The organism is Streptomyces broussonetiae (assembly GCF_009796285.1).
Lineage (GTDB): Bacteria > Actinomycetota > Actinomycetes > Streptomycetales > Streptomycetaceae > Streptomyces > Streptomyces broussonetiae.
On the sequence record NZ_CP047020.1, the window covers coordinates 7763508 to 7777696 of the forward strand.

Here is a 14189-nt window from a genome sequence, read left to right on the forward strand (position 1 = left end):
GCACGTTCTTAAAGGAGTGGCCCGAGCCCATCGAGTGGGCCGAGCACGGCGACGTCGAATACGCGGTCACACGCGAGACCCGGGCCCGCCAGAGCGACCACCAGTAGTCACCAGGGCGGCGAATCCACAGATTTTGACAATGGCTCCGGCCGGACCGCGCCGGCCTTGACGTGCCCGCCCTCGCCCGAGTCGTAGCCGAGGCCGCCGTAGAAGTGCCGACCGGTACTTGCACTCCCATCCGATCGCAGGTCCCGCACATGGCAAGCCGCCTCCGGGACCTCGGCAGGCGCTGAGCGACCCCTGCATCTGACCTTCAAGTCACCTCAGACGGTATGTGGCCGATCCTGATGCTGCCTTACTGGCTCCCTGCCGTACCTCACCTCCCATGGGCGCCGGGCACTTCGCGATCTGGGTCCGGCAGGAGGCCGGCGAAAGCAGGCGGCGCCCGTCGCTCCTGGCGGGAGCGACGGGCGTCGCGGCGAGATGGTGGTACGGGTCAGCGCAGGGCGCTGACCTCGGTCGCTGAGAGCGTCCGCGGGTAGACGTGGACGTCGGCGACGGATCCGGGGAACGCCAGGTACGGGGTTGTTGCGGAGGCGCTGTTGACGCAGCCGCCGATGGTCAGGGGCATGGAGGAGTCGTACTGGGGGCTGAGGTTGGTGGCCGTCCCCATGAGGGTGCCGTTCTGGTAGAGGGCCATCGAGCCGGTGCTGGAGTTCCCGGCGACGGGTGCCCGGTAGGCGGCGACCAGGTGGGTCCAGGTGCCGACCGGGCCGCTGCCCGGGTCTCCTTCTGCAGTGGGGAAGGCGGAGTTCGGGTCGTTGGTGGTCGTGGTCTGGAACATCCAGGCGCTGCTGGGTTTGTCGTAGGACAGGTAGAAGGCCTGGTGTTGCGTCGTGCCCTGGCAGAGGGCTGTGGTGCCGAGCGCTTGGTTGATCTTCACCCAGGCGGAGACGGTGTAGTCGCCGAGGGTGTTCACCGCGCTCTGTTTGCTCTTGAGGAAGCCGGTGCTGCCGTCGAAGGCGATGCTGCCGGTGAGCCCGCTGGGCGCGTCGGTGCCGAAGGTGGCGCTGCCGGATGCGGTGAGTGGGTTGAGGGCGGCGGTGTCGGTGCCGTCGGTGGCGAGTTTCCACTCGTCCTCGGGCATGCCCTTGTCCCAGCCCGCGGGCACGATCACGCTGTTCGCGCCGGCCTGGCTCGCGGTCATCGCGTACGGGTAGACGCGGATGTCAGAGACGGATCCGGGGAAGGCGTTGTACGGCGTGGTGGCGTCGGGGCTGTTGACGCAGCCGCCGATGGTCAGGGGCATGGAGGAGTCGTACTGCGGGGTGAGGTTGGTGGCTGTCCCCATCAGGGTGCCGTTCTGGTAGAGCGACATCACGCCGGTGCTTGAGTCGCCGTCGACGGGAGCGCTGTAGGTGACCAGGAGGTGGGTCCAGGTGCCCAGGGCTGCGGTGTTCGCGTCCCCTTCCGCGGTGGGGAAGTCGGAACTCGCGTCATTGGTGGTCGTGGTCTGGAACATCCAGCCCTGGTTGCCTCGGTCGTAGCCGAGGTAGAACGCCTGGTGTTGGCTGGTTCCCTCGCAGATGGCCGTGGCGGGGCCGGTTGCCGAGTCGAGTTTCACCCACGCGGAGACGGTGTAGTCGGCGAGGGTGTTCACCGCGGTGTGGTCGCTCTCCAGGAATCCGGTGGTGCCATCGAACTTGGTGGCGCCGGCCGGTGCGTTGACCGCGTCCGGCCCGGTCGCGTTGAAGGTCGCTCCGCCGATCGCGGTGACCGGGTTGTCGCCGCGCTGGTCGGTGCCGTCGGCGGCCAGCTCCCACTCGTTGTCGGGAGTGTCGCTGCCGGTGGCGAGCGGCACGATCAGGTTGGGCGCGATGCTCACGGCCTGGGTGTTGGTGTCGTGCAGATACCGGTTCGCGAGGTCGGTGTAGTAGGCGTCGGACGGGTTGCCGCCCGAGAGGTCGGCCGCCTTCACGGTCGAGGAGGTGGCCGTGCCGTCCGTGGAGACCGCCGCCGCGAAGTCGATGACCTGGCTGGGGAACGTGCTGGACAGGTAGCTGTTTACCAGCTCGCGCGCGGACTCCTGAGTTGCCGTGCCGGGGTGGACGGCGGTGAACGGCGGAATAGTGGTGAGGTAGACGGTGATGTTGGCGTTCTGTGTCACCGGCTGCCCGTTGACGTAGGTCTGCCCGTCGTCGGTGTAGTACGAACTCAGCTCGCTGTTGAGCGCGGTCAGTCCGTTCTCAACATTCTTGGCACAGGTGTTGGCGTCGCCGGTGCAGGCGAGCAGGTCGGTGGCCCCGTTGGAGACGAGGACGGTGCGCACGTTGCCCTGGGCCAGGACATTGCGGTCCAGTGGGTTGAGGGCGTTGGTCGGGGTGTCACTGTTCGTGTCCTGCGGAAGCAGATTGTCACTGAGACTGGCACTGCTTGTACCGGCGTTGAGCACGCCGTAGTCCACGTTTCCGTCCCCGTTCGAGTCGGTGGCCAGGGCGTCGGTGATGGCATCACTGAGATGGTGCCTGCCGTCGCCGCTTCCTGTGTCGGCGTTGACGCTCTGGTCTCCGTAGAGGACCAGGGAGCCGGTGGGGGCGGACACGGGCGTGGTGACGTCGATGCCGGCCAGGTACGGCAGGCCGGTGTATGTCGTCTGCGTGTACTTGTCGGCCGCGGTGTCACCGGTGCGGTTGGCTGCGTCACTGAGCCACACCGGGGTCTGGGCCGCCCCATGCCCGGGCATGGCGGACACCGACCCATGCACCTGCAGGCTGACCAGCAGGGTCGCCTGCTGCGCGACGGTCAGCGTCACCGGATCGCTGGTGGCATCACCGCCCGCGGGGACGGTAACGGCGCTAGCGCCGCCGAAGGACAGAGGAACGGGTGCCGCGGCCGCGGTTGCGCCACCTGCGGTGCCGTCCTGCAGGGCGAGCGAGGCTGCGTCGAAGGTCACGGGTGTGCTGCCCAGGGCGTTGGACAGATGGACGCGGACCCCATTGCCGCTGTCGGTGCCGATGCTGACGTGGGCGGGGATGCGCAGTGTCTGTCCGTTGACGGTGGCGGTGCTGCCGCCGGACTGCTGCACCTTGCCGGTGTCCTGCACGGACGACCAGGTGCCGACCCAGTGCTGAGCGCCGGATCCGCTTCCGGTGACGGTCAGCGGTCGGATGCCCAGTCCGAGGATGTGCAGGCTGGGCTGGCCGGCCTGGACACCGTTGGTGAACACGGGCAGGGAGATGCTGCTGACGACCGAGCCCGGACAGGCCAGGGGGACGCTGATGGCGTAGACCTTCGGGCCCGAGGCCGGGCTCGTCTGGGTGTTGTTGCTGTGGTTCTCGTGGACCAGGGTCAGTGAGGCCGCGGAGACAGGGCCGGTGATCCAGTCGGGGACGGTGTCCATCTGGTACGACTGGTCGGCCGGGTCGCCGTTGGGGTCCAGGCAGTTGTTTTTGGCGTAGGTGATGGTGCCGGTGGCGCCCTTGGCCGCGCCGCCGGTGGCGAAGGCGAGGAAGACCACGGCGTCACCGGTGTTCGTCACGCCGCTGCCCGGCACGGTGAGGGTCTGTCCGGAGGACAGCATGTTGTCGTAGGCGCCGGTGCCGAACTTCGGCAGCGTGATGGTGCCGCCGTCGACGGTCACGGTCTTGCCGCTCTGCCAGCCCGCCGTGCCTGTCAGGTCGGCGGAGTTGACGCTGTTGCCGGAGCCGTCGGCGTCGGCCGGGCTGGTCGTGGTGGTGAAGGTGCTGGTGGCGGTGTTGTTCAAGCAGCTGTCGGTGCTGTTGAGCGTGCAGCTCAGCGCGGGCGCGAGCCGCAGCACGTCGATGCCTGCCTGGTAGCCGGTGGAACCGGGGTTCTTGCCGGTCAGGGTGAGGGTCAGGGTGTGCGCACCCTGTTTGAGGGTTTGCAGATGACCGCTGGAGTCCTTGGGGATGCCCAGGTTGACGAACTGGGTGGCGACGTAGGAGTTGTAGGCGTCGAAGCCATTGAGCAGGGTGGATTCGGTGGGCTTGCCCGCGTCCAGGACGAGACGGTAGATGCCGTAGTCCTTGGCTTTGGTCAGGTTGACGCCGAAGCTCCAGGGGCCATCCTTGGGGACGTCGAAGCCGAAGGTGGCATTGTCGCCGGCGACGACCTTCGAAGTGCTGCTCTTGTTGGCGAGCATGGCCTGGTAGCCGTCAGCGAACGCGTAGCCACTGCCGGCGGCCTGGCTGATCAGTTGCCCCCCGCCGGAGGTGGTGGTCGCCTTCGGCACGGCGGTCGTCGTGCCGTCCGCGTTGGTCGCGGTCCAGCCGCTGATCATCTTGTCGCCGTAGGCGTACGTCGGGGTGCTGGTGCCCGCGTAGAAGGAGTACGCGGTCTGGGAGATGGATGTCGATCCGGCCTGGTCCACTGCCTTGGCGTACAGGGTGTGCGGTCCTGCCTTGCCGGGGGCGAAGGCCGGTGAGGCGCTGCCGTTGAGGACGGAGGTGCCGGTACCGGGGCCGTTGTCGGAGGTGGCGTAGTACACATGGCCTGGCACGATCTTCGTGGTGGTGGTCCACGAGGTGACGCTGCTGCTGTACACCGTGTTGCCGAGCGTGCCGTCCAGGCAGAACAGGTAGCCGGTGATGTTGTTGGTGTGATTGTTGCTCAGAGTGAAGGTTCCGGTGTCGCCAAACGCGGCGCCGATCTGCTTGGTCGGGAACTGATCGGAGGTCACCGTGGGCGCGGGCGGTGCGCTGGTGTCCACCGTGAACGTCTGCGTCTTGGTCCAGAGTCTGGAGCCGGATCCCGCCCAATAGCCGGCCGCGTTCTGCGCGGTGGCCTTCCAGGTGTAGGTGCCGTCAGGCAGACTCGGCGTGGTCCAGTCACTGCCATTGGTGTTGTAGCGGGCGCGTTTCTTGGAGTCCAGGTTGGGGCCGAAGCCCTCACCGACCAGGGTGCCCGAGGAGTTGAAGACGTTGTAGTCGATGCGCACCAGCTCACTGCCGCCGGCCAGGTCGGGGTCGACCGCCCGTGCGGACAGCGTCGGGGTGTGGGTGGTGGTCATCGTCTTGCCCATGCTCACCGTGGACGGCTTGACGGCGGGGGTGCCGGTGCCGTTCTTGAGCTGGGGCCGGTACGTGTAGGTGACCGACATCGTGGCGCCGCCGCCGAAGGCGAGCTGCTTCCACTGGTTGGCGTTGTTCATGTCCGGCGACTGGACCATCAGTGTCATGCTCTTCCAGCCGCCTGCCGCCGCGCTCTGCGCCCGGGAGGTCACGTCGAACTCCAGGGACGGCGGGCTGACCCATGAGTTGGCGCCGTCCGTGACCGGGCAGGTGCCGGCCTCATGGCTGACCGGGTTGGTATTACCGAGCGAGCCGGTCCGTCCACCAGGCTCGTGGCCCCAGTAGAGGGAGGAGGAGTTCCAGCCCGCGGGGCGGTCGGTGCCGTAGACGGCAGCCGGAGTGTCGTCGCAGGAGGCGGCAGAGAGCTGCTTCACGTACAACGAGGCGCTCGTGACCACGGCGCCCTTGATGCCGCTCGTGTTCATCTGGTAGTAGGTGCGGGCGCGTTCACCGTTGCCAGGCGCGTTGTTGTCCCAGCCCTCGCGGGCGTTGGTCGCGCCCGTGGTGGACGTCGAGTTGTAGACGTTCCAACCGTTGTCCGAGATCCGCGCCCAGTCCAGCTGAGACGGCCGGCCGCTCCACTCCGGGTCTACGTACACCGGGTAGGCGGTGCTCTTGGCGGTAAGCAACGCCGTGTCGAGCCCCAGCAGTTGCCGGTCAGCCTTGAGGCTCACGCGGACCTGGGCGCGGTGTCCGCCGACCCTGACCGCCGCGCTGTGCTCGGCGCGGGCCGAGGAAACCGTCGAGGTTTGGGCCAGGGACGTGCCGGTGGCTTTCCGGCCTGCGCTGTCCCACATCAGCGCGGTGTCGCTGTGGAACACGGTCTCACCCGTGCGCTTGTCGATGGCCTGGGAACCGCCGTCGCGCGTAGTGTTCAGCGCGAGGCCGACCGACGTAGTGTTCAGCGCGAGGCTGCGCAGGTGCGGATCAGCAGCCGCCTTGGGGGACTTGACCACCAGGACCGAGGAATACCCGGAGGCGTCTGCGGTCAGCTGGAGGTCGACCTGGGGCAGCACGTCGGGGTAGGTGGCGGTGTCACCGGAGATTAACGGCTTCGGCAGGGCGTCGGGCCAGGAGAAGCCCAGCCTGTGCCGGCCGTCGCGCAGGGTGACGAGGGCGCCGGCGCCGCCGCCGGAGAAGGACACGTCCGTGACGGCGGCCTTGGGTGCCCAGGTTCCGTCCGACCGCCGCACCAGCGTGGTGTCGATCGCCACCCACTTCCCGTTCTGCTGTGTGCGCTGTGGCATAGAGGAGTCGGTGCGGGTGAAGGTGCCGTCCGGGTTGGCCACCACCGTCGTTGCCGTGTCGGTGAGTTGGTCGATGGTCACCGGCTTTCCGGTCGCCTTGGCCTGGGCGGACGCCGATTCCGTGGGGTTGAGTCCCCGGGCGGCGGAGTCGGAAGGCGTGGTCTGCGAGGCGGTGCTCGACGGCTGAGCGGGAGTGGCCGGCGTTGCATGGGCCGGCACTGTGGCGGTCAGTGACCCGGTGGCGAGGGCTGCGACCGCCGCGAGCGCGATGGGTCTGGGTGAAGGACCTCTGGACACACGCTGGGGTCTGCGAAAGGCGGACATCGACTGGGATTCCTTGCGGGTCTATGGCGGTCCCCCCGTGGGCCCGCGCGCAGGTGTGCATTCTGGAGGGCGCCGATGATCAGGTCCATGGCCGCCTGACCGTCAACTGCTCACGAGGGAACCCTTTTTGAGGGATACGAAGCGAATTGAGTTCCAAGTTAGGTGATTTCTTTGTGATTCTTCTGAGAAGACTTTGCCAAGGGTGGCGAATCGAAGCCATACCTTGAAGCCCGGCGGGGGCTTGATCGACTTAGTGCTTCCGTTTTCTTGACGTTCGTTCATGTCGCTGCAGAGCGAGGCGACTTGTTCGTTCCGGGACCACGGAGGGGGTTGCACGCATGGTGCGAAGAACGGGGTGGAGACGCAGGCCGGAGGTTTTACGCACCCGATATCTACGTCGCCGTACGGCGCTCGCGACGGCCGGGGCCCTGGTGCTCGCAGGACTGCTTCCCGCCCAGCTGGCCGCGGCGGCTTCCGCGCCGAAGCGCCACGTGTCGGCTCCGGCCGTACCGCACGGCAAGAACATCCCGTTCACCCGCGCCACGCCTCACACGGGCGCCGCGCACAAGGGGTTCAAGCACTACGACCCCACAGCGCACGTGAAGCTGCCCCCGCCGGGCAGCGCCGAGGTCACCCTTCCCATCGCCGCCGCCTCCACGCGACTGACCGCCAAGGCGACCCAGGTGCGGGCCGGCAACACGCCCGTCCTCCTCGGTGCCGCCGCGGACGCACGGCCCCAGGCGAGTGCCGTCACCGGATCGCAGCAGGTGCGGGTGACGGTGCTGGACCAGAAGGCCGCGCGTGCTGCCGGTGTCCACGGTGTGCTCTTCACGCTGCAGCGCACCAGCCCGGGAGGCGGCAAGGTCGCCGTGCGGGTGGACGACTCGTCGTTCCGCTACGCCTTCGGCGGTGACTTCGCCGCCCGTCTGCACCTGGTCCAGCTGCCCTCATGTGCCCTGCGCACGCCCAAGGCGGCGAAGTGCCAGCACCAGACGCCGGTGCGCACCACGTCCGGTACCCCGCTGTCCGCCCAGGTCTCCCTGCCGGGGATATCTGCGGCCCCGGCCGGCGCGGCCTCTCCGCTCTCGGAGAAGGCCGCGTCCAGTCCCATGCTTGTCATGGCTGCAACAGCTGGGACCTCCGGTTCGTCCGGTGACTACTCGGCGACCAGCCTGTCGCCGGCGGGTACCTGGGCGACTTCTGGCAACACCGGTGCATTCACCTACAGTTACCCGATCACGGTGCCGGCGGCGATCGGTGGCTCGCCCCCCAAGGTGGACCTGTCGTACGACTCCTCGGACCAGGACGCACGGACGGAGGGAACGAACAACCAGTCCTCGTGGCTGGGTGACGGCTGGTCCACGACGGAGAACTTCGTCGAGCGCACCTACAAGCCGTGCAGTGACGATTCGGCCTCGGGTGCGCCCAAGAACGACGGGGACCAGTGCTGGGCAGGGCAGATCCTGACCCTGTCGCTGAACGGCAAGTCCACGCAGATCGTCTACGACGACGCGACCAAGACCTTCCACCCGGCCACGGACGACGGCACCACGAAGATCGAGGACGTGACCGGGTCGACGACCAACGGCACGGACAACAAGGAGTACTTCAAGGTCACGCAGGGAGGTGTGCAGTACTTCTTCGGTTACAACCGGCTGCCGGGTTGGTCCAGTGGCAAGGACGAGACGAAGTCCGTCTGGACCGAGCCGGTCTACCACGCGCACAGCGGGGCCTCCGACTGTCCGGACAGCACCGACTTCGCCTCCACCTCGTGCACGCTGGGCTACCGGTTCAACTTGGACTACGCCGTCGACCTGCACGGCAACGCCACCGCCTGGTACTACACGCCGGAGACCGGCTACTACGGCGCGGACATGAAGGACACCGCGGTCTCCTACATTCGTGGCGGCACCCTGGCGCGTATCGACTACGGCATGACGTCTTCGACGATCTACTCGGGTACTGCCCCAGCGCAGGTCGTCTTCGACACCGCCGAGCGCTGCATCGCGGGTACTCCGGTGGGCAACACGTGTGCGGACAGTCAGTTCACGGTCGCCAACGCGGCGTACTGGCCGGATGTGCCGATCGACCTGAACTGCACGTCGGGATCGACGAACTGCACCAACCACGGGCCGGGTTTCTGGTCGCGTAAGCGGCTGATCTCCATCACGACGCAGATCCAGACCGGCGGGGTCACCAAGCAGGTCGACAAGTACAGCTTCACCCAGTCCTTCCCCGACGGCGGTGACCACGCCCCTACTCTGTGGCTGGACTCCATCCAGCGCACCGGCCTGGATACACTGGGCGGCGCGTCGGGCAGCACCTCGACGCCGTCGTTGAGCTTCGACCCGCCGCTTCAGCTGCCTAACCGCGTGGGCACGATCCCGCAGATGCCGCTGATGTACCACGACCGAATCCAGGCGGTCACCAGCGAGACCGGCGCCCAGACCAGCGTCACCTACGACCGGCCCGACTGCTCCAGCGCCCCGGCCAGCGACCCCAATGACCCCACGGATGCAGCCGCGCAGACCTTCGCCTCCACCAACACGCTGTCGTGCTTCCCGGTGTACTGGACACCGGACGGGCAGCCTGCGCCGTGGATGGACTGGTTCTACAAGTACAAGGTCACCTCTGTCGTCACCGAAGATACGCACAACTCCTACCAGGACGGTACCGAGCCCAAGCTGGAGACGGACTACGCCTACAAGGGCAACCCTGGCTGGCACTACGACGACAACGAGGTCGTCAAGGCGAAGAACCGCACTTGGGGCCAGTTCCGCGGCTACCCGGAGGTGGACGTCACCACCGGCGACCCGAACGTCTTCCATCTGACCGACGGCGCCAAGGCCTACGACCAGAAGACGTTGACGAAGACGTATTACTTCCTGGGCATGAACGGTGACACACTGCCCGGCGGCAAGACCCGCTCGGTGTCGTCTCTGACCAGCCAGGACGGCACCACCGCCACTGTCGCCGACAGCGACGCGCTGGCCGGCCAGGTCTTCGAGACCGACACCTACACCGCTTCCGGCGGCAGCCTGAACAAGGCTGTGGTCGACGTTCCCGCGATCATCGGCCCCACCGCCACGCGCAGCCGCAGCGGTATGCAGGACCTGACGGCGCAGATGGTCCGGACCGCCAAGACGCTGACCCGGGAAGCGGTTTCGTACGGCTGGCGCAAGACCGAGACCGACACTTTCTACGAGACGACGCTGGGCAAGCCCACCACTGGTATGCCGGTGCAGGTCGACGACCGTGGTGAGAACGCCGACAGCAGCAACGTTGCCAAGTGCACCTACACCCGTTACCTGTCCAACACCAGTCCGCTGTTGACCTTGCCGGCCGAGACCATCACCACGGCCCAGGACTGCTCCACCTCCGGAACGACCCCCAGCGGCGCGCTGCTCTTGGACAGTCGCACCTCCTACGACAACAAGGCCTTCGGCTACGACGGCGACGGCCGGCAGAACCCCGACCTCCCTACGCGCGGCGACGCCACCCTGGTGCAGGCCGCGTCGGCGGCATCCGGCGCGACCGCGACCTCGTTCATCGACCAGACCGCCAGCAGCTACGACAGCTACGGCCGCGTCACCAAAGCGACCCGTACCCCCAACTCCACGTCTCCTGACGGCAGGAGCCTGGCCCAGAGCGTCTTCACCGCCTACACCCCGGCCAGCGGCGAGCTGCCCACCAGCACCACGGCCGTCACCCAGGTCACTCCGGGCACAGACTGCTCCACGGTCACCGTGTCGTCCAAGGACTGCCAGCTGACCACCACGGTCCAGGATCCGGCCCGCGTCCAGCCCACCGCCAAGACCGACGCGGCAGGCCTACTCACCTCGCTCACCTACGACGCCCTCGGCCGCCTCACGGCCGCCTGGCTACCCAATGAGAGCAAGGTCAACAGCGCGCCGGCGAACATGACCTACGCCTACAGCCTGTCCCAGACGGCGCCCTCGGTCGTGACCACCAGCACGCTGTTGGACAATGGCAGTTACAAGATCAGCGAGACACTGCAAGACGCCATGCTGCGCACCCTGCAGACGCAGACCACCGCCGAGAACGGCACGACCACCGTCTCGGACACGCAGTACGACTCGCATGGCTGGACGGTCGTCACCAACAACGCTTACAACGTCGGAGGCAGCCCCGGCGCCAAGCTGGTCTCGGTCTCCCAGGTGTCCATCCCGGACACCACCGTCACCGACCACGACGGAATGGGGCGCGCGGATCTGGTCACCGAGGAGCATGCCGGGGCCAAGACCTGGGCCACGACTAGCGCCTACGCCGGTGACAGGACCACGGTCCTGCCGCCCAAGGGAGGGGTGCCCACCACCACGATCACCGACGCCCGCGGGCAGACCACGGAATTCGACCAATACACCGCGCCTCCCACCCTGAGTGGCTCGGTCGCGGCAGGCTTCACCGCCACCGGCGGCACCACCTCGGCCACCGCCTACACCTACTTCCCCAACGGGAAGCAGCGCCAGGTCACTGGCCCGGACAAGGCGGTATGGTCGTTCGGCTACGACCTGCTCGGCCGCAAGACCTCCCAGACGGACCCCGACGCCGGCGGCAGCAGCTACGGCTTCGACGACGCCGGCAACATGATCTCCACCACGGACGCCAAGAAGACCGAACTCGATTACACCTACGACCTGCTGGGCCGCAAGCTCACGGCTACGGACAAGGCCAAGTCCGGCTTCGAGTTTGCTTCCTGGGCCTACGACACCCTGCGGATCGGCCTGCCGACCTCGTCCACGCGTTACGTCCAAGGCGTGACCGGCGGATACACGGTCGCCAACACTGGCTACACCAGCCTCGGCAAGCCGACCGGTACCAAGATCACCCTGCCCACGTCGGAGGCGCCGCTGCCGTCGACGTACACCACGACCTACACGTACACGACAAACACCCAGACGCTGGCCACGCAGAGCGACCCGCGCACCCAGGGCCTGCTGAACGAGACCATCACCTACAGCCACGACGCCCTGGGCGCCCCGGTCAAGACGAGCAGCAGCATCAACACCTACGTCGGGGACACGGTCCTCACCAACTACGGTGAGCCGTCGCAGGTCACCATGGGGGCGTCGACCAACCCGGCCTGGGTCACCTACAGCTACGACGACCAGACCCGTCGGCTGACCGACCGTCTGATCACCCGTACTCAGGCGCCCGGACCGACGGTCGACGAGACCACGTACACCTACGACGCCTTCGGCAACCCCACGTCCACCACCGACCAGCAGTCGGAGACCGGTAACACCGTCACCGACCAGCAGTGCTACAGCTATGACACCCTGAACCGGCTCACCGACGCCTGGACGGCCAAGGACAACTGCGCCGCCAACCCACCAACATCCGGAACCCTGAGCACCACCGCCGGCTCGTACTGGCAGTCCTTCAGTTATGACGCCATCGGCAACCGTAAGCAGAGCGTCGACCACGCCATCGGCAGTTCCGGCACGACGGTCACCACCGGTTACACCGACGGCTGCACCACGGGCTGCAACTCCACCGGCGCGCAGCCGCACACCCTGACCGCCACCACGGGTGGCACGAACCCGACGAAGTTCGGCTACGACGAGGACGGCAACCTGCAGACCCGGACCCCTGCCAGCGGCCCGGGCCAGACCCTGACTTGGGACGACGAGGGCCACCTGGCACAGGTGGACGTCGCCGGCGCCAGCCCATCGACCACCAAGTACCTGTACGACGCGGACGGCAGCCAGCTCATCCGCCGCGACCCCGGGCAGACCACCCTCTTCGCCGGGGACACCGAGATCGTCGTCAACACCAGTGTCACCCCCAACACGCTGCTCGGGGCCGTGCGCACCTACGTGCACGGCGGCGGCGCCGGTGTGGCCATGGCCGTCCGCTCCAGCCTGGCCGGCGGTGGACTGAAGTACCTCTTCAGCGACCCGCACGGCACGGCGAACCTGTCCATGGACGCCACCACCCAGCAGGTCGCCCGGCAGCAGTACACGCCCTACGGGCAGCAACGGTCCAGCGCGAATAGCAGCGGTTGGCCCGACCCCACCCACACCTTCCTCGGCAAACCCCAGGACACGAGCACGGGTTACACCGACGTCGGCGCTCGTAAGTACGACCCCACCCTGGGCAGCTTCATCAGTGCCGACCCCGTATTCGAGGCTGCCAACCCGCAGGAGCTGGGCGGCTACGCCTACGCAGGCGACAACCCCCTCAGGAACAGCGACCCCACGGGTCTTCGACTGATCTGCGATGGCGATGCACCCGCCTGCCCCAAGCACGGCAGCGTCGGCGGTGGCGTTGGCGATGACAGCCAGACGCAGCCGACCGTGGACGACATGATGAACGAAGTTCTGAACGCCGGCTTCGGGCCGACGCCCGATGGGTCGGTCCGCGGAACCTTCAATGTCGGGAAAGGCCCGAACCGAGGCATCATCCGCATGACCTTCTTCATCCACACGAAGCTGGCGGCGATGCACCTGCTGCTCGGCGACAACCGTGACGCGAGCATAGACCCGGACCTGCCGTATCGGATGTCGCTCGTGTGGAACACCGAATTGGGCGAGTGCACCTTTACGATCAGCGCGTCCCACACCAGTCCTTCGAAGCATCTCGTGGCAGATGGGGTCGGCCTCCTCGCCCGCACCAGAATGGTCGACGATCCGAGCGAGATGCTCCATGCCAACCCGCTGAAGATGGAGGGGTGGCCGGGTGACACCTGGGGTGGCGACAATGACCTGGACGTCGACACCCTCGGACACAAGTCGACCCCCGAGCAGCTTGACATCGGTGTGCACTGCGTCAACAGCCTGATGAACTTCTTCGCGGTCGACAACAACATCAAGATCAAGGCGACGCAGACCTCCGTCACCGTGAGCCGGCAGGGGGACGCCTATCCTGATATGGAAGTGGTTCAGTACCGGACCAATCAGGCGCCGCGCGTGATCGCTACGGATCGCATGGCGAGCGAGAGCGGCATGGACTCGGCCCCCTGGTGGGGCACGAAGATCAACAAGACGTGGACGGACGGGAAGTGCGTTTCGGGATGCTGACGCGAGAGACGGAATCCTCGGGCGGTCCTGGCGTGCGCCGGGTACTGGAGCGGATAGGGCGATTGGTCCTGACCTATGTGGCCCTGCATACCGTGGCATGGGTGATCATCGCCCTCCTCGTGTCCTCGGAGGACTCGTTCACCGACGTCATGCGGCTCGGCTTCGGCATGCTGGCTTTCATCGGCATACCGACGCTGCTCCTCGCTCTCCTCGCGGGCCTGGCTCACACGCAGATGGACGTCACCAAGTTCCGGGCGGGGGTGGCCTTCCCAATGGCGTTCTTCGTGTGGCCTCTCCTCGGGGCAAGTTATCCCCAGCCGCTGGTGTTCCAGCTCCTGTGCCAGATCGCCTTCGCCGCGTACCTGATGCCCGCACCACTCGTTCCTGAGAACTGGACGGGGCCACCGCAATAGCCCGGCCGGTCTGAGGACTGACGGCCGATGCCCCGGTGGAGAAATCCGCCGGGGCATCAGCCGTGTGTGGCG

General features: G+C 67.1%; 3 protein-coding genes. 2 read left to right on the forward strand and 1 reads right to left on the reverse strand.

Going from position 1 to position 14189, the window contains the following annotated elements; genetic code table 11:
- Positions 1–496: 496 nt before the first annotated feature.
- Positions 497–6634 carry a LamG-like jellyroll fold domain-containing protein gene (locus GQF42_RS46290; protein WP_233273587.1) on the reverse strand — a complete coding sequence of 2046 codons (6138 nt, stop codon included), beginning with the start codon at positions 6632–6634 and terminating at the stop codon, positions 497–499.
- A gap of 458 nt (positions 6635–7092) precedes the next feature.
- Between GQF42_RS46290 and GQF42_RS35640 the strand changes: the two genes are divergently transcribed.
- Both GQF42_RS35640 and GQF42_RS35645 read left to right on the forward strand, forming a co-directional pair.
- A complete protein-coding gene (locus tag GQF42_RS35640) occupies positions 7093–13704 on the forward strand; it encodes an RHS repeat domain-containing protein (protein ID WP_158926840.1) in 6612 nt (2203 codons plus the stop codon).
- Positions 13671–14117, forward strand: a complete 447-nt coding sequence (locus GQF42_RS35645; RefSeq protein WP_158926842.1) for a hypothetical protein — start codon at positions 13671–13673, stop codon at positions 14115–14117. The genes GQF42_RS35640 and GQF42_RS35645 overlap by 34 nt, the downstream gene beginning before the upstream one ends.
- Positions 14118–14189: the final 72 nt, after the last annotated feature.